31 protein-coding genes and 1 pseudogene are annotated in these 26,666 nt (G+C 42.4%); 18 read left to right on the forward strand and 14 right to left on the reverse strand.

What is annotated here, in order from left to right; genetic code table 11:
* Positions 1-47 precede the first annotated feature (47 nt).
* From DXD68_RS04125 to DXD68_RS24240, 18 genes are all read left to right on the forward strand, one after another.
* Positions 48-287 carry a hypothetical protein gene (locus tag DXD68_RS04125; protein WP_122360526.1) on the forward strand — a complete coding sequence of 80 codons (240 nt, stop codon included), beginning with the start codon at positions 48-50 and terminating at the stop codon, positions 285-287.
* Entirely contained in the window at positions 284-655 is a 372-nt protein-coding gene (locus DXD68_RS04130) for a helix-turn-helix domain-containing protein (protein WP_122360364.1), read from the forward strand. The genes DXD68_RS04125 and DXD68_RS04130 overlap by 4 nt, the downstream gene beginning before the upstream one ends.
* A 111-nt stretch (positions 656-766) precedes the next feature.
* Positions 767-1,063, forward strand: coding sequence for a hypothetical protein (locus DXD68_RS04135; protein WP_122360365.1), 297 nt, complete (start codon positions 767-769; stop codon positions 1,061-1,063).
* 193 nt (positions 1,064-1,256) lie between these two features.
* Positions 1,257-1,514: a hypothetical protein gene (locus tag DXD68_RS24795; RefSeq protein ID WP_122360366.1), complete on the forward strand. Its 258-nt coding sequence runs from the start codon at positions 1,257-1,259 to the stop codon at positions 1,512-1,514.
* Positions 1,515-1,519: 5 nt separating this feature from the next.
* Positions 1,520-2,485, forward strand: coding sequence for a recombinase RecT (locus DXD68_RS04145; protein WP_122360367.1), 966 nt, complete (start codon positions 1,520-1,522; stop codon positions 2,483-2,485).
* A 19-nt stretch (positions 2,486-2,504) separates the two neighbouring features.
* Positions 2,505-3,725 carry a hypothetical protein gene (locus tag DXD68_RS04150; protein WP_122360368.1) on the forward strand — a complete coding sequence of 407 codons (1,221 nt, stop codon included), beginning with the start codon at positions 2,505-2,507 and terminating at the stop codon, positions 3,723-3,725.
* A 185-nt stretch (positions 3,726-3,910) separates the two neighbouring features.
* Complete coding sequence (locus DXD68_RS04160) at positions 3,911-4,561, forward strand: hypothetical protein (RefSeq protein ID WP_122360370.1); 651 nt, start codon at positions 3,911-3,913, stop codon at positions 4,559-4,561.
* 3 nt (positions 4,562-4,564) lie between these two features.
* Positions 4,565-4,735 carry a hypothetical protein gene (locus DXD68_RS24060; protein WP_158585853.1) on the forward strand — a complete coding sequence of 57 codons (171 nt, stop codon included), beginning with the start codon at positions 4,565-4,567 and terminating at the stop codon, positions 4,733-4,735.
* Between the two features lie 5 nt (positions 4,736-4,740).
* On the forward strand, positions 4,741-5,166 hold the full coding sequence (locus DXD68_RS04165) for a hypothetical protein (protein WP_122360371.1): 426 nt from the start codon (positions 4,741-4,743) through the stop codon (positions 5,164-5,166).
* A gap of 6 nt (positions 5,167-5,172) precedes the next feature.
* Complete coding sequence (locus DXD68_RS04170; protein WP_122360527.1) at positions 5,173-5,826, forward strand: hypothetical protein; 654 nt, start codon at positions 5,173-5,175, stop codon at positions 5,824-5,826.
* A 19-nt stretch (positions 5,827-5,845) separates the two neighbouring features.
* Positions 5,846-7,546: a DEAD/DEAH box helicase gene (locus tag DXD68_RS04175; protein ID WP_122360372.1), complete on the forward strand. Its 1,701-nt coding sequence runs from the start codon at positions 5,846-5,848 to the stop codon at positions 7,544-7,546.
* A gap of 165 nt (positions 7,547-7,711) precedes the next feature.
* Entirely contained in the window at positions 7,712-7,972 is a 261-nt protein-coding gene (locus DXD68_RS04180) for a hypothetical protein (protein ID WP_122360373.1), read from the forward strand.
* Between the two features lie 11 nt (positions 7,973-7,983).
* Positions 7,984-8,148: a hypothetical protein gene (locus tag DXD68_RS24235; RefSeq protein ID WP_199715372.1), complete on the forward strand. Its 165-nt coding sequence runs from the start codon at positions 7,984-7,986 to the stop codon at positions 8,146-8,148.
* A gap of 13 nt (positions 8,149-8,161) precedes the next feature.
* Complete coding sequence (locus DXD68_RS04185; RefSeq protein ID WP_122360374.1) at positions 8,162-8,473, forward strand: hypothetical protein; 312 nt, start codon at positions 8,162-8,164, stop codon at positions 8,471-8,473.
* Positions 8,474-8,519: 46 nt separating this feature from the next.
* A complete protein-coding gene (locus DXD68_RS04190) occupies positions 8,520-8,780 on the forward strand; it encodes a hypothetical protein (protein ID WP_036632291.1) in 261 nt (86 codons plus the stop codon).
* 19 nt (positions 8,781-8,799) lie between these two features.
* Positions 8,800-9,054, forward strand: coding sequence for a hypothetical protein (locus DXD68_RS04195; protein WP_122360375.1), 255 nt, complete (start codon positions 8,800-8,802; stop codon positions 9,052-9,054).
* 142 nt (positions 9,055-9,196) lie between these two features.
* The gene (locus DXD68_RS04200; protein ID WP_122360376.1) at positions 9,197-9,469 is read left to right on the forward strand and encodes a hypothetical protein; all 273 of its coding nucleotides are present in this window, start codon (positions 9,197-9,199) and stop codon (positions 9,467-9,469) included.
* Positions 9,470-9,536: 67 nt separating this feature from the next.
* Positions 9,537-10,100, forward strand: coding sequence for a hypothetical protein (locus DXD68_RS24240; RefSeq protein WP_199715374.1), 564 nt, complete (start codon positions 9,537-9,539; stop codon positions 10,098-10,100).
* 171 nt (positions 10,101-10,271) lie between these two features.
* Here DXD68_RS24240 and DXD68_RS04210 read toward each other — a convergent pair whose 3' ends face one another.
* The 14 genes and pseudogenes from DXD68_RS04210 to DXD68_RS04270 form a co-directional block, all read right to left on the reverse strand.
* Complete coding sequence (locus tag DXD68_RS04210; protein WP_147382973.1) at positions 10,272-11,231, reverse strand: hypothetical protein; 960 nt, start codon at positions 11,229-11,231, stop codon at positions 10,272-10,274.
* A gap of 247 nt (positions 11,232-11,478) precedes the next feature.
* A complete protein-coding gene (locus tag DXD68_RS04215; RefSeq protein ID WP_122360378.1) occupies positions 11,479-11,943 on the reverse strand; it encodes a hypothetical protein in 465 nt (154 codons plus the stop codon).
* Positions 11,940-12,416, reverse strand: a complete 477-nt coding sequence (locus DXD68_RS04220) for an N-acetylmuramoyl-L-alanine amidase (RefSeq protein ID WP_122360379.1) — start codon at positions 12,414-12,416, stop codon at positions 11,940-11,942. Before DXD68_RS04220 ends, DXD68_RS04215 begins: the two co-directional genes overlap by 4 nt.
* A gap of 1 nt (position 12,417) precedes the next feature.
* Positions 12,418-13,026, reverse strand: a complete 609-nt coding sequence (locus DXD68_RS04225; RefSeq protein WP_199715376.1) for a hypothetical protein — start codon at positions 13,024-13,026, stop codon at positions 12,418-12,420.
* A 43-nt stretch (positions 13,027-13,069) separates the two neighbouring features.
* Positions 13,070-13,462, reverse strand: a complete 393-nt coding sequence (locus DXD68_RS04230) for a hypothetical protein (protein ID WP_122360380.1) — start codon at positions 13,460-13,462, stop codon at positions 13,070-13,072.
* Between the two features lie 45 nt (positions 13,463-13,507).
* Positions 13,508-13,858: a hypothetical protein gene (locus DXD68_RS04235; RefSeq protein WP_122360381.1), complete on the reverse strand. Its 351-nt coding sequence runs from the start codon at positions 13,856-13,858 to the stop codon at positions 13,508-13,510.
* Positions 13,859-13,903: 45 nt separating this feature from the next.
* Positions 13,904-17,140 (reverse strand): hypothetical protein, encoded by a 3,237-nt coding sequence (locus DXD68_RS04240; RefSeq protein ID WP_199715378.1) that lies wholly within the window; start codon positions 17,138-17,140, stop codon positions 13,904-13,906.
* A gap of 175 nt (positions 17,141-17,315) precedes the next feature.
* Positions 17,316-17,615 carry a hypothetical protein gene (locus tag DXD68_RS04245; protein WP_122360382.1) on the reverse strand — a complete coding sequence of 100 codons (300 nt, stop codon included), beginning with the start codon at positions 17,613-17,615 and terminating at the stop codon, positions 17,316-17,318.
* Between the two features lie 2 nt (positions 17,616-17,617).
* Positions 17,618-20,302 (reverse strand): hypothetical protein, encoded by a 2,685-nt coding sequence (locus DXD68_RS04250; protein ID WP_147382974.1) that lies wholly within the window; start codon positions 20,300-20,302, stop codon positions 17,618-17,620.
* Between the two features lie 129 nt (positions 20,303-20,431).
* Positions 20,432-20,551: pseudogene (locus DXD68_RS24800) on the reverse strand (hypothetical protein); the annotation flags it as partial.
* A 1-nt stretch (position 20,552) separates the two neighbouring features.
* Positions 20,553-21,092, reverse strand: a complete 540-nt coding sequence (locus tag DXD68_RS04255; protein WP_122360384.1) for a hypothetical protein — start codon at positions 21,090-21,092, stop codon at positions 20,553-20,555.
* Position 21,093: 1 nt separating this feature from the next.
* Positions 21,094-23,238 carry a hypothetical protein gene (locus tag DXD68_RS04260; RefSeq protein WP_122360385.1) on the reverse strand — a complete coding sequence of 715 codons (2,145 nt, stop codon included), beginning with the start codon at positions 23,236-23,238 and terminating at the stop codon, positions 21,094-21,096.
* Between the two features lies 1 nt (position 23,239).
* Positions 23,240-24,166 (reverse strand): hypothetical protein, encoded by a 927-nt coding sequence (locus tag DXD68_RS04265; RefSeq protein ID WP_122360386.1) that lies wholly within the window; start codon positions 24,164-24,166, stop codon positions 23,240-23,242.
* Positions 24,166-26,646: a hypothetical protein gene (locus DXD68_RS04270; protein WP_122360387.1), complete on the reverse strand. Its 2,481-nt coding sequence runs from the start codon at positions 26,644-26,646 to the stop codon at positions 24,166-24,168. Before DXD68_RS04270 ends, DXD68_RS04265 begins: the two co-directional genes overlap by 1 nt.
* Between the last annotated feature and the right edge of the window lie 20 nt (positions 26,647-26,666).

The following is a 26,666-nucleotide window of genomic DNA, read 5'->3' on the forward strand; positions in this document are numbered from 1 at the left end:
TTCGCCGCCTTTCCGGGAACCAAGAAAACTATAATATAATAATGTATATGGAAAATCAATTGAACATTATCAAATCGAATCTTCCGGCTGGCTACGAGAAAACAATAGCTCAGGAAGTTGGTTGCTCAACCGGTACGGTTCACAATATTATGAACGCCAAACATTCCGGTAGATCAGCTTACAAGTCGAAGGTGATGGCCGTTGCGGTCCGCATGGCACAAGAGAACCTTAAAGCAATGCAGGATATAGCGGAGACAGCCGCCGGGTTAGAAAAAGCTACGTCATGAACCTGCAAGCTGACACAGCTCTTACCAAGCGTGAAAATCAAATCGCCGGCTTAGCCTTTTGCGGTTTAGCCAAAAAGGAAATGGCCGATAGGCTTGGAACCGCTTACGGAACTATCAACGTAATACTAGATAGAGCCTATAAAAAGACTGGAACCAGCAAACTTAATGAACTCGGGGCATGGTGGGCTAATAGAGCATTTGCTCTAAACATCGACTTTCCCCAGCTACAGCGATCAATCGTCGCTCTCTCTTTCCTTCTTATCATTTGCTTGCAGATCGCTTTAGATCATAACGACGATATAAGACGTGGCAGGCGATCAAGAATAAGAAGATACAGAATTGAAGAAGTATCTGAATTCGAAATTTAATATTAATAACTAAGCAAGGCATCCCAGGCAAAGCGTTGCAGGGTGTTTACACTAAAATCCGACTCGAATCTCTACAACCCAAAGTATTAATCGTAAACGGCATTGCTTAAAATGGAAGATAGAAAAATAGAAGAAATCGTAACCGCTAGTATTAAGATTGGCACTATTGCAACGTTGAAAGGTCTAGGCCTGCTATCGGAAATAGTAACTGCCGCTGATGCTGAACGGGAGTACAAAAAAGAATTGATCAACGAATGGCGGAAAAAAGGCTGGATTACCGGCTATCCGACAGGGAATTCAAAACGCGGGAAGTACTACTTCAAACGCTCCGAACTCGAAACCGCAAGCGCAATGGATATACTGGGAAATGCGCTACCGGCAAATAAAATTTTCAAAAATATATTCTGATGAAATTTGATTTTTGGGAACTCGAAGATATATCGAGGTGGCTATGCTGTGCCTTTTTCATAGCCTTAGCGATTCTAGGGTTCATTGGAATACTCAAGGGATATTTCCTGCAAATTATCACAGTAGCCGGGTTTATCCGCATGGCATACTGCGTATTGAAAGAATGGTAACTAACAAATAAATCATAATCATTATGTCTAAGACATCAAGTTCATCATCCGTAACGGAATTTTTAACAGGACTACTTACAATCTCTTTCATTGTCCTCAAAATAACCAAGAATATAGACTGGTCTTGGTGGTGGGTATTGAGCCCATTGTGGATTACCATATTAGCCGGTTTAGGTCTCATCCTTATTGGCTATTTATACGCCTACATCAGGTATAAATTAAAGCTCAAGAAATTCAAGAGATCATTGAAAAAAGAGTCAAACGAACCATCTAAAAATTAATCATTATGTCAAGCAAAATTATCGTAAAAGTAGAAGAGCTGAATGCTCTGCCGGCAACTAAGATTGTCGAGAATGAAAATGTTGAAGCAAAGTTCATTCAAATGTATAATGCTATCTGGGGAACACAGGCAGGTACGCAAATCTATCAAAAGGAAGTATTCAACTTTCAGAAATTACTTCGTGAAAACCCCGAACTAGCGACCTGCAGTAAAATGTCTCTCTATGGTTGCTTCTTGGATATGGCTGTAAACGGATTATCGCTTGATCCCACTGGCAGACCACATTGTTACCTACTTCCACGCAATGTTAAAACTGGGCATAAGGATGCCAATGGAAAAGATATATACGAGAAACGTGCATCTGTCAGTGTAACAGCTTATGGAGAACTTACCATGCGTATGCGCGCCGGACAAATCAAATACGTAGACAATCCTGTGATTGTTTATGAAGGCGATCAGTTCAGCGTTTCTCTCAATAAGGGTGTCAAGTTTGTTGAGTATTCTGCCAAATGCCCGAGAACGTCCACCAAGGTGATAGCTGCTTTCATTCGTATTGTTCGCAATGATGGATCAGAAGACTACCAATGGTTGATGGAAGGGGATATTATGCGCTTGAAGGCATACAGCGAACGTGCTAATGCGAAATGGAACGATCAAACGAAACGAAAAGAGAACGGTAAAGCCAACGCACTATACACTTCTAATGGCGGACAGATCGATCCAGGTTTTCTCGAAAACAAAATGATTAAACATGCTTTCGATGCCTATCCTAAAGTGCGTACAGGTCAGTTTACAATAATGGAAACAGAGGAAGAAGAACAAGAGATAGATTATGGAATTGAAGATGCCGGAGATGCAGAAGTCGTAACAGAGAACAATCCTTCTGCCGGATTCGGGGATAACACATCGGAACCACAGGCACCGACTGTGCAGGTACAAATTACTCAAGAAGACGATGACGCAGGATTTTAACTTATAAATCAACAAAATTATGGAAACAAACAATAGCAGCAATCTTCCAATCAAGCCGAAAGAGGTCAATGATATTATAGGAACTACTCCCAAAATACTAGAACGTAACGAACTCTCTGTATCAGGGTGCAACAAGGCAGGTGCCGCCCTATTGGATACCATAGAAGGTCTCCAGGGTATTAATTCTGATGAGCTCGATACAGCTGTCTCTGAATACCTCAATAAGGTAAAGATTACAGTTGTCAACATGAATGAACGTCGTAAACCGATTACCCAGATGCTTACAGCTATCAGTAAGATGTTTACTACGATGGAAAATCAGATTGATATAAAGGTTGCCGGGACTATTCCCTACCGTCTTCAGAAAGCGCGTAATGAGTATGCTGCTAAAAAACTAGCAGAACAGAAAAAACGTGAAGAAGAGGCTCGCAGAAAACAGTTAGCCGAAAATGAGAAGGCTCAATATAAAGCGGATATCACTCTATTGCTAGATACTACTTATGCCAATTATGTAAGCAGGCATATCAATGCTTTAAATGGTATGTACGATCATGCAACATTAGCATCTTACAATGATGTATGCAGACAAATCAAAGAAGCTAATGTGACTTTCAACTGGACCGATTTCGCCAATAACGTAAAAGATACTTTCCAGACCTTTTACATGGACGCAGCCACCCGAACCTGTATTAAAAACGAATTAGCTTCTATTAAGAAGGTAGAGTATGCAAAGCGTTACTCTTTTGAATTAGACGACTTGAAACAGTCTCTGATCGATCGCTTGCCATCTCTCCGGAAGCAGCTGGAAGAACAGGAAGAATTGCGACGCACCAATGCGGAAGAAGCAGCCCGGCAGGAAGAAATCCGGAAGCAGAAACAGCAGGAACAACTCCGTAAACAAGAAGAAGAACGCAAGCGACGAGAAGAGGAAGCCAAGGCCAAAGTAGAAGCTGATAAAGCGGCAGCCGAAATACAGGCTGCATTCGATTTCTCAGCCGCAAGTATGCCATCTACTCCGACAAAGGCAAAGGTTAAGAAGAAAATACAGATCACCAACCCTCAAGGATTTCTGCAGGTATATCAAATGTGGTTTACTCGCGAAGGAATCAATATGAGCATGGAGGATCTGGAAAAGGTACATAAGAAGATGATCACCTACTGCGAGAAAGTTGTGAATAAAGATGGCGAGCAAATCCAGTCCGCATTTGTAAAGTATGTCGACGATGTAACAGCTAAATAATATGGGAAAGAAATTTTACCTCACAAGCTGGATTAACTTCGGTAAGTACCGGAGTAGTCCAGCCCGGCTGAAGTCAATCATTGAAACCTCAGAAGGTCGAAAATGGCTACGCTGGATGATTGCTAACACAGTCACATTCGAGTTCGACAAACTAGTATTAGACTACCTAGAACAACAGGAAGAAAATGCAAGACACCTATTACAGCCGGTCTGAAGTCAGCAACTCTGACCTGACAGAATTAAAGAACCTCCTCTATCCCCGGACACAATACGGGAATAAGGAGAAAGCTTTCAAGTTCGGTAGCCTAGTAGACGCCATGTTGACGGAACAGGAACGGGTACGGTATGACAAACGCATGGTAGACGATGTATTGTATTCCGGCGAAGACTGGGAGCTGGCTCTGGCTATGATCAAGTCTCTCCGGATGGAAGCCCGCCGGGATCCCTTCCTGGCTCAAGTTTTAGTAAAGGCCGAAACGCAGAGATTTATGGTAAACAAAGCTCAAAAATTTCAGTACGGAAACTTTGAGTACACTCTTGACACTCGATGCAAATGGGACTGGTGGTTACCCACATTCGGCTTCGGTGGAGATTTGAAGACAACCTTCGCCCAATCTCAAAAACAGTTCGATGAAGCCGTCGACTTTTTCGACTGGGACCGTTCCCGTGCCTGGTATATGGATATCGCAGGAAGCCGGCAGGATTTCATTTATGGGATATCTAAAAAGAATCAGAAGATATTTAAGGTCTTTATCAAACGCGGTGACCCTATTTATCTGAAGGGTAAAGAAAAATACGACGAACTCGCATTCCGATGGTGGATGCTAATTGAATGAGATATGAAGAAGTTTTTTAAACAGATCATCGACTGGTTTATTCGAGTATTATCGACTAAGTGCCCGGAGTGCGGTGCACCAATGGTCGTGAAAAAATACCAGACAACGGTCAAAGGAGAGTGTTTCCCGGTACTCCATTGTACGGGATGTAATCACGAGTATATCTTAAAATAAACAGAATGAATCTGAATATTACACCGATCGAGAGTATTGCCGAAGAATTAGCAGTAATCGACTCTTATCTGAATATCACAATGAGCGAAGATGTGCAGGAAGCTGTTCTCCGCGGAAATGACTTGGCTGTCTATATTGCTCGAACCGGAAAGCTGCTGGCCGATGCCAAGTACTTTCTAAACGGGAAAAAGAAGTCTGAGGTATTCGACACTCTCAGAGAGACAGCCAGCCGGGCAGGTGCAACATCTAAGGCTGTGAATGCGATCATTGATAGTTTATGTAAAGAAGAACAGTATCTCGTCGATTGGTGTGAACGTTTGAACCGGACCGCGACACATCAGCTAGAGTGGTGTCGTACTCTTATCAGTAAGGCCAAGGCAGAAATGTCCCTGGCTCCACAGATGTACAATAATAACAATCCTAAATTTTAAATGAGCATGGAAGAATTAGTAAAAGAACAACCCGTGTACGAGATCCAGAAAGTTAAAGTAAAAAACAACCAACTTACTGCCGAATACACTGAAAAGTATTTAGATGCGAACTACAAAAACAACATCATCAAGGATTCAGAGCAGTTTATTCATTCCGATTTACGTTATGCTCTCGATCGTCTCAAACCACACGTGGTAAAAATATGCGAAATGCACGAGGCTACCTTAGTTAATGTAGCCGAACCGTCCGATGATGATTTGAACGAAAAGTTGAAAAGCATCATAATTACCGGATACAGCAAAGGCGGTAACGATGAATCTGCCGGTGCATCAATCCAGGCACAAAAGCTGCTGAAAAGCGGACAAGTTTTGAATCTTTCTGTTCCGTTTACAAAATATGAGGACGAAACCGGCGACGGTTACCCGTATGGCGCAGAGCTGAAAGAAGCTATCGATCGGTGTAGTTACGAAGTAGACGCTTATCTCTTCGAAGGCAAATGCGGGATCAAGCAAGAATCATTCGATTTTGAAGCTCCTGAAGAATCCGATATCACAGGCGAAAGCATTGTTGAGAAACCCAAAAAGCGTGGACGCAAGTCTAAAAAAGAACAAATGAACGAAGCCGCAGAAGAAGTTCCGGCATTCGATCCGTACGCTTAATCATCTAACAATTATCACTATGTTAATTACACTGCAAAATACTCAATATGGGAGCTATTACGCAGTCAAGTTTGACCGGTATCGTCAGCAGGTAGTAGACAAATTTAAAGAATCTATTACCGTTGACGGCCGCCGGTGGGACAAGGCTAGCGGAGCTTGGTTGGTACCTGCCACGAACAAAGGCAAAGCCGAACTTGATCAGTTTTCTTATTATATCAAACATTTTGAGCCAGTTATCTGGGGAGATCAGAAAGCCGTAAAAAGCGATAAAGATATCGCCTATACACTCCCGGACATGCCGGAGCTGGAAGGTGATCACGGGCTTAAGATACAGCCGTACCCATATCAACTTCAAGGCATAGCACGTGGATTACAACTAAAACGCTTTATCAATGGCGATGATATGGGGCTCGGTAAAACCCTAGAGGCTATCGCTACGATCAACAAAGCGAATGCTTTCCCCTGCCTGGTTATCTGCCCGAACGTAGTTAAAATCAACTGGCAAAGAGAGTGGGCGAAGTTCACCGACAAGAAAGCTATGGTCTTAACCGACTCGGTACGCACCAGCTGGCCTTTTTTCTGGCAAACAGGCATGAATCAGATTTTCATTGTAAACTATGAAAGTCTGCGGAAGTATTTCGTCCGTAGGATCACAAAGTCCGAAAAATGGACTCTTAAAGATGTGGAGTTCCATCAGACGATAAAACTCTTCAAATCGGTAATTATAGACGAATCCCACAAGGTAAAGTCAACATCTACACAACAGAGTAAGTTCTGCAAAGGCATCGCTTCCGGAAAGGAATATATCATTCTGCTGACTGGTACACCCGTTGTCAACAAACCTAATGATCTTGTTTGCCAACTAGGGATTATGGATCGCATGATTGATTTCGGAGGATGGAAATATTTCGTTTCCAGATATTGTTCTGGTCCCAACGGAGCCTCCAACCTGAAGGAGCTAAACTTTATGCTTTGGAAGAATTGCTTCTTCCGGCGAGAAAAGTCCAAAGTACTTACCCAGCTTCCGGATAAAGTTCGCCAGGTTATGAGCTGTGATATCACAAACAGAAAAGAGTATCAAGATGCCGAACGTGACCTGATCGATTACTTGAAGCGATACAAGGAAGCAGATGACGAAAAGATTCAAAAGTCACTAAAAGGAGAAGTGATGGTCCGCATCGGTATTTTGAAAGATATTACAGCACGTGGTAAGTTGAAAGAGGTAATCGATTTCGTTAAGGACTTTCGGGAGAACGGGAAAAAGATTATCCTGTTCTGCAACCTGCATGAAATTGTAGACCGGCTACTTGTCGCCTTTCCTTCAGCCGTATGCGTCACTGGTAGACAGAATATGCAGGAGAAACAGGCTTCTGTTGATGCCTTCCAGAAGAACCCAAAGACGGACATTATTATCTGCTCAATCAAAGCGGCCAGTGCCGGTATTACCCTTACCGCTGCGAGCGATGTAGCTTTTATTGAGCTACCCTGGACGTATGCAGATTGTGATCAGGCTGAGAGTCGGGCACATCGTATCGGGCAGAAAGACTCGGTGAACTGCTATTATCTACTCGGTCGCCGGACGATTGACCAGAAGCTCTACCGAATCATCGAAGAAAAAAAGCACATCAGCAATGCTGTTCTTGGTGCCGAAGATAATATACAAACTAACATTGTCGATATGATGGCACACATGTTCGACGAAACAGAGGAGGACGAATAATGAATGTGAGTTTAAGTGTTGATCGAGTTAAGGAGCAAAGAGATGCTAACAAATACCCGAGAAGAAAATGTATAAAATGCATTCGATATCCTTGTTTCAAAGGCCAGGGAACTCCAATGCATCAGGTCAACTTTGCCGCTTACGGTTGTAAACAATATAGTAATCATGAGGTACGCACTGAGAAACCAGGAAAAAATAAAAAGCGCATTAGGAGAAGATCTTCTTCTGCGAATATTGGAAAGTCTTAAACAAGGCTTCGAACTATGGGGTGATGATATTGACAAACAAATAGAATCAGTAGATGGTCACCCCTTCCCTCTTCTAACACTTGATGATGCAGGGCATTCAAGTAATGTTGTTGCATTTTATGTGATAAAAAAACAATACAATGTCTACACATTAGCTTTCAAAGAGTTTATCGATTAATATAAAAAGTTATGAAACAGATAGAAATTAAAGAATACAGAATTGAACAACCTAAAATTATAGGATATCTAAGTAATAAGTCAATTAAAACAAGAATAGCTGTTTTTCAACCTATTGGGTGGTTTAAGAGGCTTATGATTAAGTGGTGTTTTGGATTTGAGTATGAGAAAAACTAATAAGAACTGAATCATGAGTAAACAAAATAAACAGTGTCCCGAATTTCCATATTTCGGAGCTACATATCCAGACGCTAGATGCATTAACGGATACTTATACGATATGGATGATTGCGATAACGATGGAAATCTATATGAGCGTGATAATGGTATTCCATGTCCATTCTGTAATACAGAAGAATTTATCAAATACGATCCGTTCAGCAAGGTTGATGAATTTATCGAAAATGACGGAACCGGATTTGATTCATGTGTTGCAAAGGCGATACCCAAAGTTCAGGATTGGTATTTGGGTTGGATAGAGAAAATGAAAGAACGATACTAATTAACAAGAACTGAAGAATAATATTTAATAAGAAAGGAGTATAGTTATGGCATTTTTAGCTGTAAACAGAAATGGAGAGGAATTAATATTTAATGACCTTCCCACTTATGACAGAGTAGAAGATACATGGAAAGTTTTAGGAGTTAGGTCAGAGCTTGTTTATGATGATCCACATGACTTCAGTGCAGGTACGCATGAGGAAACCGTAGATGATGATGATTACGGTGTCACCTTACCTAAAGGAACAATTGAAAAAATTATTGGTGGTCCGTTGTCATTAGCTAATAATCCGGTAGAAATTAACTAACAACTAACAACAATTGAACATGGAAAGTCAAAGCGCAAAACAAATCCTAGCTACATGGGTGACGAAGGTTAAAGGATATTGCACACCGGTTGTTTCTTATGATGACGCTGTTCGCTCCGTAGAATTGGCAGAAAAAGAAATAAAGGAGAAAGCTATAAAAGCGCACTGGAAATGCTGTCATAATCTATCAAAGGACAATGATCAAATGTGTAAACATCAGACAGATTGTGACAGGAAGTGTTTATATATGACTGAATTTGTAAATCAACTTTAATAATAACTGAATATGAAATGGATTGGAATTGCATTGATATACATTGCATTCTTTGCTTTGATAGGAACAGCATGCGATTGTGTAAATAGTGCATGGCCACTATTAGCACTAGTTTTTACACCTAAAATTAAACAAACAGACGATGGTGACAACATTTGATAGTGACTATAAAGTCAACAAACCTTTTGCAAATTTTTTAACGCGTAGATCGGAATTCGGGAAGTACATGAAAGGAATATATGTTTGTCAAACAGGATTTGTTTCGATTTATTCAGATGATAAATCATCAACATTTGAATACTTCCGGTCCGGCAGAATCTACTCCAGGACTATTCATGGGAAAAGCTTTACACAAAGGAGCCTGGCTGTTACAGCCGGGAAATTTGACCGGCAGGTTGAAGCTATGTTTGAATAAAGAAAGGCAGCGCCTCACAGCGCCACCCTCTCACAACCGAGAACAAATATATTAAATAACGACAACTATGGCAAGTGAGGCTTTGAATAAATATATAGAGAAACGTTACGACAGGTGGCTTGATTACGCTAAGTATCACTGCTCACTTGCCGGAATGACAGACGAGGCGATCGACGTGTTAAACGAGGTCATGTGCATGCTATTACAAAAAGATCTGGAATATATATCCCGGCTTATGGACTCCAAGCAAGGTAAATATACCGAACTTGATTTTTATGTCCTGCAAATGATCAAACTAAACGTGACCTCGGACACATCCCCCTACCGGCATAAGTACAAGCCTATCCCGGCAGATGACAACGTTGACTGGCGACGGCTTAACATTATCGACAACCAGGAGGAAGAACCGGATAAGAACAAATATATATGTAACCGGTTGCAGGAAGTCAGGGAGATATTAGATAGCCTTGAAATATCTGAAAGTGCAATCAAAATATTTACCTGGAAGTTCTTCGCTGGAGAATCATTTGCAGACTGGCCAGGTCCAGAAAGTAAAAAGGAATTGTATGAAACTTATAAAAGAGTATTCAAAGCAATACTCGATAAAAAAGACGGGAGGCTATTATTTTAAAGGCTGGATCAATCATCTAGCCTTTTTTCTACATTGCTTCCAACTTAGCTTTAAGCCTTTTCATTCGATTAATATCAGATAAAAAAATTATTTTTCGTTTGTAAATATACGAGTTGTTGTGATTCGTTATTCTACAGAAAGCATGTTATTCAATGGAATCCAAACTTTTCACTAAACAGGAATTATCTTGGTCACATACCAATACTTTTTTTCCCTACAAACAGTTACTTCATATGCATTTGACAATCTAGCGGTCTCTGTTTTTTTATAAATACATTTTTCAATTATTTTCTCATTAGAAAATATATTCTGCTGTCTTTTCAGGTAGAATAGTAAAATATCGCCTGAATTAGCTGCAATTGCTTCTTTGAAAGTCAAATCATCTATAAAACTACTATCAAATCCCTTTTCATTAATATTTCTTTTTAACAATTCAAAATCTCTTCTTATCTTTTTAATTTCTTTAATTGTATTTTTACGTGAAATTGGAAAACCTTCTATGACAGGAACCTCTGATTCAGAGATATATGTAACATAATATTTTACAGCATCATTATCCCTTTCTATTTCTTTTATATTTAAATGGAACATTCGATGTGAATTATATCCTGACTTAAATAATTTATAGCAATTATTAAAACGTCTTCTTTTAAAATCCATCGACAAAAAATTCCATGCTTCATTGTATTCTTTTTCAGAAATATTTTTATAGAACAATTTAATACAATTATTTGGATTAGTTTTAGGATCTTTTAATGAATCAAGTTTTATATTAAATTTATGGGAGAAAACTTTCATATCGTCATAGCTCAAAACGCTTAAATTCCTTATATCAAAAGGGAGCTTATCTACTTGAACTTTTTCATTCAATGTAAAAATAATGTTGTCTGTAGAGTCATGATGTCCATGATAATAACCAAACTCATAAAACACATTAGGATTATAATTTGAAATATCAACAATTGTGATATCGCTTTCTTTTATATGCCTAAATATCTTCTTTAATACATCTGCATCACCTTTTGAACTCACCCTTTGAGCTTCAATACCTCTAGATTCACAGGCACGTATGTAAAAATCATATATTTCATTGAATTCATCATCAAAAGGCATAATAATAAAGCATTTCATAATATATAGAATTAGAGTTATAAGCAAAGATATACATTTTTGGCTCTAAATATATTTTTCTAACAAAAAAACATACCTTATCTATTAAAAATCAATCCAAGTAGATATTTTATAGAAATTGATTCTAATAAATCAATAAAAAATCGCCCCACCCTCACGGGCAGAGCGATCGAATCAATAACCTTAAAAACTAATACTATGAAAAACACTATTCAAAATTTATACATAAGTAATATATAAAGTTCTTCTATCTATTTCTTCGGACCAACCAAACGACAACGTAACCAATACCTAACAAAAGGATTCCTGAAAGTGCTCCAATAGCCCAACCACCTACGTTCATTTTAACCTCTTCCCATTTGGTTAATTGCCTTTCTACCGGATAAGGCACTTGAATCTCTTTTTGCTTTGCGTTCAGGAGAGAATCATACTTGGCTTGTAGTAATATATAATCACTATTCAATTCCCGATACCGTTCTCTTTCCCTGTAAAGCTCAGTCCGGATCACATTACCTTTATCATCGATAACGATAACGGTCGAGTCTTTTATGACAGTTGAATCACGAGTTACAATCTTCTCTTTGATAATTATCGAATCGTGAGTTATAACAGAATCACGAGTCTCTATATTACTTTCAATCGGAACGTACGGGATTCTGCTCCGGCAACCGGTAAACAGAATCAGAAAACAGACTATAAATGTTGTTTTCATGGCTTTACAATTATTTCAGGTAAGAAACTCTTATACTCGGGGATCACATCGAAACAGGGACATTCTTTGATACGTTCCCAGGGATCGACCTTACCATTATGATTTGTATCTGGCGAAATATCCCGATGTCCGATTACCTTTACAATCGGATATTTCCGGCAGAGATCATTTACCAAATAGTTCAGACTTTCTTTCTGTGCAGTTGTTCGAGTGTCGGCAGCCTGGCCGGAAGAGTTAAGCCCTCCAATGTAACAGATAGCAATACTGGAGCCGTTGTAGCCTTTTGCGTGCGCTCCGACCTCCGACTCGTCGCGCCCAGGTTCAATTGTGCCATCTAAGCACACAACATAGTGATATCCGATGCATTTCCAATGATTCTGTTCACGGTGCATGCGATCAATATCATTTGCATGTAGATCAACACCAGGTTTACTGGCCGAGCAGTGAATTATAATTGTATCGATCAATCTCATTTTATTCATTATTTAAGCGGTGATAAAAATCTAATTTAATATCGTCGTAAGCCGCAGCGACATTGGTGTAAGCTCGGCTATTATTAGGTCCGGACGCATTATATATTTCGCCCTCTACAACCTGCGCAACCTTCTCAATCCATTCAGGCGAAGTATATGCAGATAGTTTCTTCCCGCGATAGGTATAGCAGTCAAAACGACTGTTTCGATCTTCATGCATATTACGTAGCAAGTTCCGGATCTTCTTACTTGTTGCCTCATGGTCAATAATATGGTTCTCTTCCCTGATTTTTTTAATCAATCGGCAGACCTGTTCTTTTGCAAGATCGAAATAAGCACCAGATGTATTCTTTATTCTTAGTTGTGTTTCCGGAAGAAGTCCTTCGGCTATATTCGTCATTAACCGGTTATTTTCCCCTATATTTTCTCCTAATATTTTAAGTTCTTTGGTATAATCAACTATGATACGATCAATAATACTTTTAAACCATTTGAAACATGCATACATTAACCCAGCAGACAATATAAGAAAAAAAGCGGCAGCCATTGCCATCATACCAACATCACCAATACTTTTTGCCACAGCTGTAGCAGTTTCTATTTGTTCCATCTTCTGAAATTTACAGGGGCGACCAAAGCCACCCCTTGATAACCTATACTTTATTATTTTTCTTTTTCTTCGCAAATAGACCTACTATCCATTCTATCAGTCCTGTATCAAATATCCCATTCGCGGCCAATGAGACACCCAGTCCATAAAGCAGAGCCTGCCACCATTCCAGACCATTTAGAAAGCCCAAATGAAAAGCCCAGCCAAACATCGTAACGGCGATACCGGTTATCCAGCTAATAATCTGAATAACTATAGGGCTAATTGATTTAAAGATTCTCTTCACTCCTTCTACTACAAAAGGGATAATGGCTACCAAGCCGGCAAAAGTGGTAAAAGCAGATGAATAATCAGGAGTAGGTTCCACTGTCGTTTGAGCATATACCCCTACATACGTTAGCATTAACGTTAACATTAACAATACAATCTTTCTCATACTTTATTCTTTTAAATGATTAAAAATTAATATATAAAAATCTATCTAACTTTCACTTGGCTCTACTCCCGGCTCGTCCAATATCTTGTTGTATGTATCCAAAACAAACTCAGAAAATCGCCCATCAGCATCTAGGTAGTCTACTTTAGCCTTCAAATATTCAAGTTCTTCAGCAGTAATATCGAAATCCTTTACGTCAGTGATAGCTTCAGCACTCCGGAAAGAAACGTCATACTGACCATGTCCGGTCTGAGTCATTACAACTTCACCAGCTTCCTCTGTTGAGAGGTTGATTTTGGAGACGATGGATTTTTTCAATGTGATACCCTGACGACTGTCGTAGTCGGGCAGGACTGTTTTCAGGATCAAAACTCTGTCTTTTAATGTCAATTTCATATTCGAATATGTTTAAATGTTATTGAAATATTATTTTGATACAACTTATTCTTTCCACAACTCAACGATCAAGCCGTTTCTAACCGTAAACCGGGCGTTGTCTAGGTCGATATTATTATCGAAAGAAACGCCTGTCCAATTCTTTCCTCCAGCACGCGTCATAAGAGATGTTGCCAACATTGGACCGTCAAAATATCCAGCATAGGTGGTGTCTGAATCAGGATAGTTCTGTGGAGAGGTGTATCTTGAACCATAAATGGCTGCACCTCCCGCATTGCTACCTACGGATTTAACTCCAAACTTACCTTCTTGGCTGGCATTGAAAGAGACATCGATTACCCCTTCATTTCCTGTACTGAACCCAAGTTTCAAAGATGTTGAACGGTTACCGAAATAATCGTTTTGATTCCATGTGAGACGGCCGTTGCTACTAATTGTGAATCGCCCAATCTTCCCACCAGAGAACTCGCAGTTAGAACCAAAAACCTTTCCATCCCGTTGTACGCGAAAAGGGGCAGAACCGGGGGCTGAACTACCAGCCCAAAAACGGATTGAACTAGCCGCATTACCCCTTCCCATGATGCCGGCCTGCTGGTCACGAAGCATAATGGCATCATTGGCAGTGATTGTTCCATCGGAAACCACACTTCCATCGTTATACACTTTGAATGTAGCATTGTTTGCATTATCACCACCCGACCAGATTCGAATAGATCCACTTCCGACCAACCCCGCAGATCCTCCGAAGGTCATAAAGCCAGAGGCCGAGAAAACACCCCGGTCGATGCTGGCCTCCGTATTGCCGTCCACGGAAGATAGTTGCCAATCAGAAGAATAGTAACTGCCGGACTTACGGCTTTGGATACAGACACGGATGGTACCTTCCGACGAACCGTAGCCACTGATCCACTGGTCGCCCGCATCGTAGGGAGGGCGGGGTTGCGAAAGAAAGACGCGCCGTTTACCGTCGGCCTTCACGTCTGCGGCTTCGGCTACCTCACGGGCGGCTTCGACGGCTGCCGGATCAACGATTTCACGCCAGTTATTATCAAATGGACCAACATATGTCTTCAGTACACCTGTGGAAGTATTATACCACATGTCGCCTACATGTTCATTCTCCGTTCCAGACGACCATGATTGCCACGGGTTAGAGGACTGGTAATAGGTATCTATCTTTCCGTCAATATCAGCCTGCATTTCCAAGATTTCCCGGTTAATTTGGTTAATCATCGTGACTGTACCATATTTGGAGAGGTCTGGTTTATCCTTTATATTTTCATACCCTGTTGTACCTGAAGCAAAATTAAGTCTACCATATATAGTCCCATTGATCAAGTCTATAACAACACGAGCCATTTTATCTTTTATAACCCCAGTCGTAATTGTCTGACCAGCAATTTCTGTATATCCGTAATTGGGTAACCAGCTGCGGACACTATCCTCCGGAGTATTCAGCACACCTACCCAAAAATGGTAATAACTAGCATCGTCAAGTAATTTTATTTGTCGTTCAGAAACTAATATTGAACCAGAGCTTCCTTCTCTTGAACATTTTGCGTACACATAATACGGTATAGAATTATTCAACCGGTGAGAAGATGCTGGTAATGTCCATTCACGGATACTATCCTCCTGAATAGTAAAATGCACAAGCTTTCCGGCAGTACTCTTAAAATAGTTCGGATCATCATCTGCATTTGGGATAAACTTTACCCCTATGAGATCCATTTGCTGTGAATTGGTACCGACAATCAACTGGGCTGTATGTACTGCCAGCGGCTTAATAAGCTCTGTGAAATAGTCCCCTTCCGGGTCAAACATCATGCCGAGTGTTTCCATCACATCTCGCCAAGAACGCTTAGTCCATTCACGAACAGGCTTAACTTTATCCTCAATCTCGTCCGGAACCTTATTAACGTCATCGACCATATCCTTAAAGCCATTTGACTCTAAGAAGTCAGACAGGGTTAACTCATACCGGTATGTCGGTTTATTATCGTTTTCAATATACCGCTTAACCTTTGTTACACGGATCTCGCGATTGATCTTTAGCTGTTCGGAGTAAACGCCAACCATCTGACCACAGGCTATGAAGAGATTCAATTGTCTAAATAGGCCTTCATCACATTTACCTCTTAACTGAACACGCTTTTCACAGTGTTCATCAAGCCATTTCTGAGCCTCTTCTTGCAGTTGTTTTTCGGCTTTGTCAATATACGATTGCGGCATTTTCAGGCCGGTAAGGATAAACTTATCACCAACAGAAAAATTGATGTCACCGGGGACGGTCAAAGCGTTTTCCTCCTTGTTCTCCTTCAACTTGAACTGTTTCTTTGAATTATCCCATGAACCCTCTACAATAGCAAGATCATAGCCGGCCAATCCACCGCTCTGAAAGGTTACAATAACCTCCACATCATCAATCAAACAATCCTTCAGGTTGAAATCTACATCACATTTGAGCGTAAGAGTATCAATCTTATCCGTTACTGTAAACTCTCCCTGCGGGAAAATATGATCGAACTGTATTTTCTTTTGTCCCAACCGACCGTATTTATCGGTATTCTTTGATAACTCGGTCAATCCACCAGGCAACATTAAATAATCAGCACCATAACCTGAACCGAGATTTTTATCAGATCCATACGGAAAAATAACAGTTGTCGGTCGAACGTCTTCAACTGCCGATATCTCCAACTCGGTAAAGCCAAGACCTTCTCCTTGTGCTAATACTAAACCATTACTTGAATATTCACGTTTACCGATACTCATTGTCTTACCTGATATCCAATACTCGGTATCCAGCTCCTTCACGAATTCATCAAGCACAGCACCTACGCTTTTATCCTTAAAGGATAGTGTAATCATACGTGATTCAATGCATGAACCAGCCGACCAACCAGGATCTTCCCTATTCATATTTTTGACAAACAGGTTCAACCAATCACGAGCTGTACCAGTATAATAATCAAAATTCTTTTTAAATTCAGGTTTCCCGTTTAAAAAGAAAATGACATCTTCCAGATCATACCTACCTGAATAGAGAGTAACGTTATACTCATAGCCTAAAGACGTCTCCCGTTTAACAACCTTCTCGTTATGCCGAATCTTATAAATGTTACCTTCGAAGTCCACATAATCGTTTATATGAAGGTCTACAACTTTACGAGACAAGAAGTTTAGAGTAAGCGTATGCTCACCCATGATCTCTTCCACCGTACAAGAATTGTTCTTCAAGTAAACGTCACAAACTACTATATTTCCGCGTTTTATTTCCATTCGTTGTAAATTAAAAAACACGACAAACAGATGATTAAAAATTCTGTTTATCGTGTCTTAAAATATATCCAGAATAGACTTTTTCTTGGAACCTGAAAAGTTAGTTTATACGCCGCCCTCGTCAGAGAGAAGAAAATCTTCTCCCTGACGAGGGCGGCTGGCGGACAGCCATATTTTAAGACCGACCTAAAACGAGCGCCTTCAGTTCTGCCAACTCTTTCTCCACGCTAGATAACTTACGAAGCGTCAACGTGAAAGTCTTATCTTCATAGTCGTACTTACAGCTGTCTGCTTTCGCATAGTCATAGTGCTTTTCAGTCAGCGTCTCTTTATCCTGGTTGTCTGTGTACACAGACAACTCATCTTTTCCTACCAGCACATTTTCGATTTCTTCAAAAGATGTACCCTCCAAAACCAATACCAGCTTATCTCCTTCAGGTTTAGCCGATCTACATTTGATACTTTCTACTTTCATAATTAAAAACAATAAAATTGTAATTCTGATATTCCACAATAACTTGCATTGAAACCTTCAGTTACGAGTATTCTCCAATATCTATGCCGTCCCTGAGACTTTTTCATAAAGATCCTATTCATCACTCCCGTTGACTTTTCAATCGTAAAAGATTCTACGTCTGTCCAAGAACTCCCATTATCTGAACACTGTATTTTGAATGATTTTGGAGGCTGGATGCCACTGTTATCCGTGCTACCTGCCAAATCAAAATACATACAGCCCACAATCTGATCAAAACAATAGCCTACATAAGCATTATTTGCGGTTGTACCAGAACCGTAAACAAAACCTGTAGATTGTGAAGTACCCACATTGCCATCAAAAGCATACCAACCGTATCGATTCGAATAAATTGGTGATGTAGAAGCCAATACCCTTGAATCATTCGCTGTCAACTTTGGAACTTTAATAACTACACTGCTGGAAGCGAGCGCAGACATTGCTGTCGAGCTGGAAGCGAGCGCAGACATTGCTGTCGAGCTGGAAGCGAGCGCAGACATTGCTGTCGAGCTGGAAGCGAGCGCAGACATTGCTGTCGAGCTGGAAGCGAGCGCAGACATTGCTGTCGAGCTGGAAGCGAGCGCAGACATTGCTGTCGAGCTGGAAGCGAGCGCAGACATTGCTGTCGAGCTGGAAGCGAGCGCAGACATTGCTGTCGAGCTGGAAGCGAGCGCAGACATTGCTGTCGAGCTGGAAGCGAGCGCAGACATTGCTGTCGAGCTGGAAGCGAGCGCAGACATTGCTGTCGAGCTGGAAGCGAGCGCAGACATTGCTGTCGAGCTGGAAGCGAGCGCAGACATTGCTGTCGAGCTGGAAGCGAGCGCAGACATTGCTGTCGAGCTGGAAGCGAGCGCAGACATTGCTGTCGAGCTGGAAGCGAGCGCAGACATTGCTGTCGAGCTGGAAGCGAGCGCAGACATTGCTGTCGAGCTGGAAGCGAGCGCAGACATTGCTGTCGAGCTGGAAGCGAGCGCAGACATTGCTGTCGAGCTGGAAGCGAGCGCAGACATTGCTGTCGAGCTGGAAGCGAGCGCAGACATTGCTGTCGAGCTGGAAGCGAGCGCAGACATTGCTGTCGAGCTGGAAGCGAGCGCAGACATTGCTGTCGAGCTGGAAGCGAGCGCAGCAAGGGCTGCGCTGTTCGACACGATCGCCGACATGTTTGCAAAATTTTCAGGCTTGTAACTTGAACTTTCCAAGCAACCGATCGCGTACTTTGCAATAAACGAGTTACTATCGGTCACTACCTTCCACGACACAGAATTATTTAATATAGCATTACGCGCAATTCGGCTTGCCGAGAGCGCGTTCATGGCGATCTGGCTTGCCGAGAGCGCGTTCATGGCGATCTGGCTTGCCGAGAGCGCCGTGCACGCGCTGGAATTGCTCGCAATTGCCGCCATATTTGCGAAATCCTTCGGCTTGTATGTGGCACTCTCAAGACAACCTACTGCATACTTTGCGATGAATGCATCTGTCTCTGTAACCACCTTCCAGGCCAGCGAGCTGGAGCGGAGCACGGCGCGGCCGTGCTCGCTCTCAGCGAGGACGGACATAGCCTGCTCGCTGAGAGCGAGTTTTTGTACCCTTGTAAGGTCTGCTATCATCGCCTCGCCCGCTTCGCGAACATTGGCGATGATAGCGAGGGCAGCCGGGGTGCTTATCAGTATGTCAAATGCGTTAGCATTTTCAAAAATATTATTATAGGCGATGTCGCTTCCGGCGACGGCCTGCATAGCGATGTCGCTTCCGGCGACGGCCTGCATAGCGATGTCGCTTCCGGCGACGGCCTGCATAGCGATGTCGCTTCCGGCGACGGCCTGCATAGCGATGTCGCTTCCGGCGACGGCCTGCATAGCGATGTCGCTTCCGGCGACGGCCTGCATAGCGATGTCGCTTCCGGCGACGGCGCTGCACGCCGTCTCATGTACTGCCAGTTCCGCACATGCGATCTCCGAGCCTGTAAACGCCTGCATTGCTGTCAAATCTGCAACCAAGGCCGTTAAAGCAATACTATCGTCTAATAAATTTGTTACAGTCGAATATCCTTCCGGAGACAAGGATAGCAATCCTACCAAATATTTTGACATTGGCATAGTCCCCAACCTGATACTATCGTAAGCACCTGGAGCCATAACAATAAATGTCAGAGCCTCTTCCGTAACAGCGACAGTATTCATCGCCGGAGCATCACCCGCAACAGATACCATATTATGATAGGTTACAGGATTAAGCCCCGTAAGATGACAGATATATCGACCAGCAGCCATGCCTGATCGTTTCGTTAAATTGTATGCCGCTTCATTCCCGACAACCTCCGCGGCATGACTGGCAAATAGGTCAGTCAAGTTGTCAAAGTCGAAAGGGTTCAGCCCGGCGGCCTTAGCGATTGCCTGTGCCATGTTGAGCTCGGAGACTGCAGTAGCCATATAATTCACAACGACATTACTGCTGACTGTATTACCACTTGCGTCGTACAGGCAGTAATGGAAGCCTTGCTTTGTTATATTCTTCACTGATGCAAATACAGCCGCCTCTTGTGGGGTAAGGATTACATATACATCCTCGCTGAACTCTTTCATAAACGTAAAAGAGTTCCAGCCCGCACCCGCGTTTGTCAATGTGCCAGCTTGTTGCTCCGGCATTCTTAAAGAAGAATCAAGTTGTCTACAAAAATCCGATTTTGTCCCTTTGTAGCCATTTCTCTTCAATACCTCATAGGCATCAAGGCCAAAAGGCAGTTGCGTTAATTCGTCGAAGTGTGTAACGCCATCACCAACGACAAAATTCTTTGAGTCGCCAATCACTAACCCCATTTCTCCCTCGGCTAGAATTGGATTAGACGCAATCCATTCTTCTAATGTCCCATTCTTTATTTGTAATTGATAAGCCATATTATTTTACTTTTCCAAAATTTATTACTTGTTCTGCTGTATGCACACTATTAGGCTTGCCGCAATCAATATTTGTAGCCAAAACAACCCCTAATCCAGAATCTTTATATTGACGCGTCTCTGGTTCCCAGACCTCCCATGTATTTTTATCTGTTATACGAGGAGCTCCCGGAGTTAAAGCGTAAATTCCGGTATCAACATACTCCCGCAATTCATCATTCCAGTTCTCCCAATTCTTCGTATCTGGATTAATACGGGGCGCCTTGCCGGGATAAGCACAAATTCCGGTATCATCCCACTGACGGGTAATGACATTCCAGACTTGCCAGTTATCCGTTTCCTCCGAAACGCGCGGAGCCTTACCGGATGTCATTCGATCTAACAGATCATTATAATGAGTCTTACCGTCACCGATCTTCACTACAAGCGTATCAGTTTCCCAAATGAGCACCCGATCCGGTACTATGGGGTTCTCTGCTTCCCATTCAGCTTTTGTTTTTGCTATCTGCTGATAGACATATAATCCTCCTTTTTTAGCCATATCATTCAAGTATTCCGTTATTCAACATTACCTTATCTTCCATATCGTTAAAGTCCATAGGACTACAAAGGATCACATCAACCGGTAGACGGCTACCGCCACCACCAAGTTCATCCCATACCGCGCCATCTTCATTCAAATCATACAATTTATAGAAGACATATTCTTCAAGATCGGGATCGTAATACCAACGTTCATCACCAATAGAATAAGAATAAGTAACCCCGCCATACTCATAATGAGTATCCTCGGCTGTTGGCTCATGGTCAATATCCAATACCATTGCCCCCGATTGCCCCTGTAAATTAGGTGTGACAATTGTTCCCGCAACAGACGTTATCTTTAGTTTGTAAGTATTCGGGGTATTAGCTTCATCTTCCACAACTTTCACATCGAAGCCTCGCAAATTCGGGGTATCAAATTCCCCAGCCGCCGATTTAACGTGCAAGGTGTAGGTATCTAGTTTATTTTCTTTGACTGTTACATGAGCGTCAATTGCTTCGGCCTGAACGCCGGTATCAGCTCCCTGTATATTCCAGCGCCCCGTATCCTTGTCAATAGTTGGACTAAGCCAATCGAAATACTCTTCTTTGGTTTTACCCTCAAACTCCGGGTATTCCGTCCAGACCTCATAAGAGGATTTGCCCTCTGCACCTCGGAGTTTACCCTGATTATCCCATTGCCATACGCCATCTATAACCAGCCAAGCATAATACGAAAAAGGCTCAACCGCTCCTACCGCATAGACTCCATCGACCAGAGTGCCATCCGGTACTGCAGCTTTCAGTTCGTCCAGCGTGTCGTAACGACCAACTATTTTAAAGGATGAACCGGTGTCGCCTTTTGCCTGGATGCCGGTATTCTTGTATTCTTGGTCAGCAACGCTCCACTCAAACCAAATACCACCCATTATTTTCATCGGGTGGGCATTCAAATCCAGTGTGATCGCAGTTGCAGCCTTGGACTTCTCAGTCGCTTCTTCGGTGTCAAGGATGGCCTGTACGGTATTCTGCTCACGCTCTTCTTCCGCTGTTACCCGTCCGGCTTCTGCTTCTTTTCTGGCTTTCTCTGCATTTATACGGAGCTGCTCTTCGACAATACGACCATCTTCTTTTTCGGAGCGGGTTGTCTCTGAGGTAATACGCAACTTCTCGGCTTCGATACGCTCCGTTTCCTTTTTAATGCGCTCCTGTTCAGCTGTCTCACGGTCGACTTCTTCGGATGCACGCGTAGATTCAGCCTGATCACGCAAGCCCTCCGCTTTATCACGTTCCGTTTCTGACTTGTCGCGCAGAGTTTCAGCGATAACGCGAGCCTTCTCGACTTCAACACGCTTGCCTTCCTCGGCAACGCGTCCCTGCTCAGACTGTATCCGCACGAGTTCGGCAGCTGCGCGCTTGGCCTCTTCGTCAACCCGAAGCCCTTCCACTAGAACGCGGCTACTCTCCGCTTCCTTGCGTGCAGTTTCTGCATTGGCACGTTCCGTCTCTGACTTGTCACGCAGTTCTTCCGCATCCTCCCGTAGAGTTTCAGCAGAAGCACGCGCGGTTTCGGCTTCGAAACGCAACTTCTCAATCTCAACACGCTGCTCTTCTGCCTTAACACGATTAGATTCGGCCAATACTGTCGTTTTACTAAACTCTTCAAAATCCGCCTTTACCTTATTCAGTTCATCGGCAGCATCCTGCGCCGGCTTCTGTAACTCCTTAATATCAGCTTCAGAAAGATCAGAGAAATGAAGTTTCAACAAATCGACCTCCTCCGCTGTCAGATCGGAAAATTTCATCTTCAATTCTTCTCGATCAAAGATGTTTATATAAGCGGTGTCCGGCTCCCCTTCATACTTCATCTGAAGCGTACCACCTACTTTCCGGAACAACGGCTTCTCTCCTTTCGGACCACGGAGCTTCTCTATTTCAATAAGGTTCTGCCAGGCTCCATTAATACCCAATTTCCATTGGATAAAAGTAGCAGAAACACCCAAATAAGAGCTAAGCCCCTGATCCCCCTTTGCCCCTTTCATTAACGAAGGAGGAACACGTTTTAGCCGCCCACCTTGTACCACCAGTAACATGTCATTATCAGACACGCTCGTTGCCGGTGGTAACATATTCGCCCTTACTATTTCATATTCTTCTTCGCCCATATCAATTAAAGACTATTACTTTTCCATTTTCATCTGCCAGTAGCCCCAGGTCGGGATCTTTAAGAACCCGGTACCTAACATCACCACCTGCATCTATCCAGCTTACGACCGGGATAACAAGCGAGATAGTAAACCGTACGCCAATTTCATCACTGCTCCATTTTTCAACCGTAAAGTTGGAGCAATCCGTATAGTAAACCTGAGTACTGCCGGCCAGTGTATTAATATATAAATCCTGTGTACCTGGTCCAGTCAGCTGATTAAAAAACGCCTGATAGTTATTCATAAATTCCTCGACACTCCCGGCAAGCATCCAAAGCGACAGATTGATTTGCTTATGCTGTGTCTTGATCAATGATAAATCAACTGTCCGGCCATCCGTAAAGGGATCTTTCATGGCCGGATATTTGAGTATATCATCCTGTTCATCATCTGATCCGATACCGAACTCTCCGAAATCGATACCGTTGATTGCATAGTGACCACGAAGGAAAATGCCGTTCACCGGATAAAGAACCGGCTGGATGAATAGATCATCTTCGACGAAATCAAGGCTGAACGTAGACAAGTTGCGTCCAGCGTTGAACGGGACCGGCATGTTATAAGCAGAGTTCGCACTTAAACGGAGCTTGTGAGTTATACCGGGAATAACATCAAATGCACGGTAACCGGTAGCCGACAGATCGCTGATCAATTTACGATACGACCTCCAGAACTGATCAGGGCTGTATGCATCCATAAGAAACTCGAATTGAACTTTACGTGCATCAAACTCCACTACCGATAAATCCGGATCAATGCCATCAGACTCAGCCCAATTCCGATAACTAACCGACTTTCGCCTTGGATACTTCAATAGGGTATCGAATGAGCCTTCCAAGAGCGTACAGTCATACTCTTTGTATATATTTTTACCATCGATCGTCATCACATTTTAACTTTTACATTCAACGTATTTTCGAGTGCATCCGCCGTTCTATGCGAAGATTCATACATCTTATCCGTATTACCTTTAATTTCCGAAACCGCCCCTTCGATTTTATCGGCCACCTCCTTGAGTTTACTAACCGTCTCCTTTATTGCTGCAACATCTTTCCATCCCTGCACTTGCTGATCACGGATAAATTGCATCTGTTCGCATATAGACTCCACAGCAACTCTCTGAGCACCGGTCTGTCCGGCCAATAGATCAATACTCTCTTGGCTAGCTTTTGCATAGGCTCCTTTCATGGAGTTGTCCGAGGTATCTTCCGTCGTGTCTTGATCTTTTGGCATCAGGTCGATGCCGTTGGCACTGAAAGCCTCTTCCAATTCCTTCCAAGCATCTTGAAATTGTTTCCCCAATCCCAACACGTTATCTTTGAAATTCTTTGCCGACTCAGCAGTAAGTTTGTAATAAGTATTGCCATCCTTGTCCTTCTTCTCCATTGACTTATAAAGGTCTGCTGTCATTTTTTCAAGAGGACCGAGCAACATATTACGGCGAAGCATACTCTGGGCTATACTTGCAATCGTTTTATCGATATTGGCTTCAAGGTCTTCCAGGGCATTATCTATCGATGGATCGGTAACGGAATTTACAATCATGTCTGTTATGCTCGTAAAATCCAAACCGAGAACAGTATCCTGAATCTGATCTTTAAATTCTTCTGTTTTGTCGATGCCTTCAGCGATTGCATCAATATATTTTCGCAACCCCTCCGGAAGACGGGCGTAAACCTCCGGCAATTTCTTCAACGAGGCCAGCTGTTCATTGGTCATTTGGCTTAAATCGGTCGTGTATATGCCAACTTCGCGAAGCTCCTTCACGTAGCCTTTCAGCATCTTGTTCGCCTTGTAACCGTCGCTATGAGAGAACATACCGGAACCGGCTCCCATTGCCTCATTGAACAATGTACGGCTGGCAGCAATAGATTTGGCGATATCCTTTGTTGTGTCAATTATATTCTGGCCAAATGCCATACCTCCCAGCTTATCAAGGAGGGCAACCTGGGTATCAATAAGATCGTTGATTGCATCCATGTAGGTTTCATACCCTTCAACCATGGATTTATCAATCTCTTTCTTTGCTGTAAACAAACCGCCAACGATGCTGATCAATTGACCGGCAGCCGCAGATATACCACCAATTAACCCACCTTCGGCAAATCCCTGAGCGATATTACTAACAGCATCCAAAGCCATATCCAGTTCGTCAGAGATACCACCGAATGCTGTTTTCAGGCTATCGGTTACATCGGCAACCATCTGCATCTTACCCTTAAAGCCTTCAGCATACTCGATTGCTTTCTCTTTCGCTTCTTCTTCGGACATACCCAGATCCATAAAGCGCTTCTGCAATGCCTTTATGGCTTTTTCATCAACCAGGTTATTGATTGATTTCTTACTTGGTTTTGACAGGGCTTTATCATATCCTTCGACGGCTATCTTTAAAAACTCTGCATCTTTCTTGGACTGTTCATCCCCCATACTTTCAAGGATGGTTATACGCTCCAAGGCATATTTACGTACAATCTCCGTTTTCTGTCGCTCGGTCTCTTCGACAAAGTAGGTATCATTGGACTTGTTATCAAGGTGACCAAGCTCCACCTGTTCTTTAAAATCAACGGTAGATACGGCAGATTCTTTCCGGGCATATTCCCGCTCCGCCTGTTGCTTTCTGATGAGCATTTGAATAAAATCGCCTTCTTCCTCTTCTCCTGCCTCCTTGGCTATTTTGATCTGCTCTTTGTAGTAGCTATCTATCTCGATCAAACGATTATCCAGCTGGTCTCGGAAATGAGAATCAACATCGTTTTGTATCGATTTCAACTGGTCGGCATATTCTTTTGTTATATTGGCAACATCGTTATTTCGCTTATCCTTAGCAGAGTTTTCACGATCGGTAAAAGTAGAAAGGACAGCGGGATCCTCCTTGCCTTTGGTTTCTTTGATTTTCTTTTGATATTCTTCCTTCTCTTTTTGAATAGCCGCAATAGTTTCCTTGTATTCTTGATCAGCCAAGAGGACACGCTTATCCTTGCCGTCCTTCATGATAGCAATACGATCGGCTTGTAGTCGCAACTCATTATCTAAAATCAAACGACGAAGTTCTTTCTGTTTTTGTAAGGTTTTATCATCTACTACAGTGCCCTTTACATTTACTTCAACAGCATCTTCTACTTTCTCATTCTCAGCTTGTATTTTATTAATAAATGGCTCATATTGTTTTTCTATCAAAGCTACAGCCGTTTCTGTATCAAACACACTCCTTACGTAATCCTCCATAGAGGATGCAAAACCATTTCCCAATTTTATTCTACCCGAATATTTCCTTTGAACGTTTGCATAAGCTTGCTGCCACGCTTTTTCCCAGGTTGAACCGCTTTTTTGAAATTCATCCGTAGTCTGTTTAATATCTTCAACCATTGCATCAACTAAACCAGAGT

It is taken from the genome of Parabacteroides sp. TM07-1AC (genome assembly GCF_003480915.1).
Taxonomy (GTDB): Bacteria; Bacteroidota; Bacteroidia; order Bacteroidales; family Tannerellaceae; genus Parabacteroides; species Parabacteroides chongii.

What these genes read in the sequence shown, in the direction of transcription:
- DXD68_RS04125 (WP_122360526.1), top strand. Translation starts at nt 48, where the DNA reads ATGGAAAATCAATTGAACATTATCAAATCGAATCTTCCGGCTGGCTAC.
- DXD68_RS04130 (WP_122360364.1), top strand. Translation starts at nt 284, where the DNA reads ATGAACCTGCAAGCTGACACAGCTCTTACCAAGCGTGAAAATCAAATC.
- DXD68_RS04135 (WP_122360365.1), top strand. Translation starts at nt 767, where the DNA reads ATGGAAGATAGAAAAATAGAAGAAATCGTAACCGCTAGTATTAAGATT.
- DXD68_RS24795 (WP_122360366.1), top strand. Translation starts at nt 1,257, where the DNA reads ATGTCTAAGACATCAAGTTCATCATCCGTAACGGAATTTTTAACAGGA.
- DXD68_RS04145 (WP_122360367.1), top strand. Translation starts at nt 1,520, where the DNA reads ATGTCAAGCAAAATTATCGTAAAAGTAGAAGAGCTGAATGCTCTGCCG.
- DXD68_RS04150 (WP_122360368.1), top strand. Translation starts at nt 2,505, where the DNA reads ATGGAAACAAACAATAGCAGCAATCTTCCAATCAAGCCGAAAGAGGTC.
- DXD68_RS04160 (WP_122360370.1), top strand. Translation starts at nt 3,911, where the DNA reads ATGCAAGACACCTATTACAGCCGGTCTGAAGTCAGCAACTCTGACCTG.
- DXD68_RS24060 (WP_158585853.1), top strand. Translation starts at nt 4,565, where the DNA reads ATGAAGAAGTTTTTTAAACAGATCATCGACTGGTTTATTCGAGTATTA.
- DXD68_RS04165 (WP_122360371.1), top strand. Translation starts at nt 4,741, where the DNA reads ATGAATCTGAATATTACACCGATCGAGAGTATTGCCGAAGAATTAGCA.
- DXD68_RS04170 (WP_122360527.1), top strand. Translation starts at nt 5,173, where the DNA reads ATGGAAGAATTAGTAAAAGAACAACCCGTGTACGAGATCCAGAAAGTT.
- DXD68_RS04175 (WP_122360372.1), top strand. Translation starts at nt 5,846, where the DNA reads ATGTTAATTACACTGCAAAATACTCAATATGGGAGCTATTACGCAGTC.
- DXD68_RS04180 (WP_122360373.1), top strand. Translation starts at nt 7,712, where the DNA reads ATGAGGTACGCACTGAGAAACCAGGAAAAAATAAAAAGCGCATTAGGA.
- DXD68_RS24235 (WP_199715372.1), top strand. Translation starts at nt 7,984, where the DNA reads ATGAAACAGATAGAAATTAAAGAATACAGAATTGAACAACCTAAAATT.
- DXD68_RS04185 (WP_122360374.1), top strand. Translation starts at nt 8,162, where the DNA reads ATGAGTAAACAAAATAAACAGTGTCCCGAATTTCCATATTTCGGAGCT.
- DXD68_RS04190 (WP_036632291.1), top strand. Translation starts at nt 8,520, where the DNA reads ATGGCATTTTTAGCTGTAAACAGAAATGGAGAGGAATTAATATTTAAT.
- DXD68_RS04195 (WP_122360375.1), top strand. Translation starts at nt 8,800, where the DNA reads ATGGAAAGTCAAAGCGCAAAACAAATCCTAGCTACATGGGTGACGAAG.
- DXD68_RS04200 (WP_122360376.1), top strand. Translation starts at nt 9,197, where the DNA reads ATGGTGACAACATTTGATAGTGACTATAAAGTCAACAAACCTTTTGCA.
- DXD68_RS24240 (WP_199715374.1), top strand. Translation starts at nt 9,537, where the DNA reads ATGGCAAGTGAGGCTTTGAATAAATATATAGAGAAACGTTACGACAGG.
- DXD68_RS04210 (WP_147382973.1), bottom strand. Translation starts at nt 11,231, where the DNA reads ATGAAATGCTTTATTATTATGCCTTTTGATGATGAATTCAATGAAATA.
- DXD68_RS04215 (WP_122360378.1), bottom strand. Translation starts at nt 11,943, where the DNA reads ATGAAAACAACATTTATAGTCTGTTTTCTGATTCTGTTTACCGGTTGC.
- DXD68_RS04220 (WP_122360379.1), bottom strand. Translation starts at nt 12,416, where the DNA reads ATGAGATTGATCGATACAATTATAATTCACTGCTCGGCCAGTAAACCT.
- DXD68_RS04225 (WP_199715376.1), bottom strand. Translation starts at nt 13,026, where the DNA reads ATGGAACAAATAGAAACTGCTACAGCTGTGGCAAAAAGTATTGGTGAT.
- DXD68_RS04230 (WP_122360380.1), bottom strand. Translation starts at nt 13,462, where the DNA reads ATGAGAAAGATTGTATTGTTAATGTTAACGTTAATGCTAACGTATGTA.
- DXD68_RS04235 (WP_122360381.1), bottom strand. Translation starts at nt 13,858, where the DNA reads ATGAAATTGACATTAAAAGACAGAGTTTTGATCCTGAAAACAGTCCTG.
- DXD68_RS04240 (WP_199715378.1), bottom strand. Translation starts at nt 17,140, where the DNA reads ATGGAAATAAAACGCGGAAATATAGTAGTTTGTGACGTTTACTTGAAG.
- DXD68_RS04245 (WP_122360382.1), bottom strand. Translation starts at nt 17,615, where the DNA reads ATGAAAGTAGAAAGTATCAAATGTAGATCGGCTAAACCTGAAGGAGAT.
- DXD68_RS04250 (WP_147382974.1), bottom strand. Translation starts at nt 20,302, where the DNA reads ATGCCGGAGCAACAAGCTGGCACATTGACAAACGCGGGTGCGGGCTGG.
- DXD68_RS04255 (WP_122360384.1), bottom strand. Translation starts at nt 21,092, where the DNA reads ATGGCTAAAAAAGGAGGATTATATGTCTATCAGCAGATAGCAAAAACA.
- DXD68_RS04260 (WP_122360385.1), bottom strand. Translation starts at nt 23,238, where the DNA reads ATGGGCGAAGAAGAATATGAAATAGTAAGGGCGAATATGTTACCACCG.
- DXD68_RS04265 (WP_122360386.1), bottom strand. Translation starts at nt 24,166, where the DNA reads ATGACGATCGATGGTAAAAATATATACAAAGAGTATGACTGTACGCTC.
- DXD68_RS04270 (WP_122360387.1), bottom strand. Translation starts at nt 26,646, where the DNA reads ATGGTTGAAGATATTAAACAGACTACGGATGAATTTCAAAAAAGCGGT.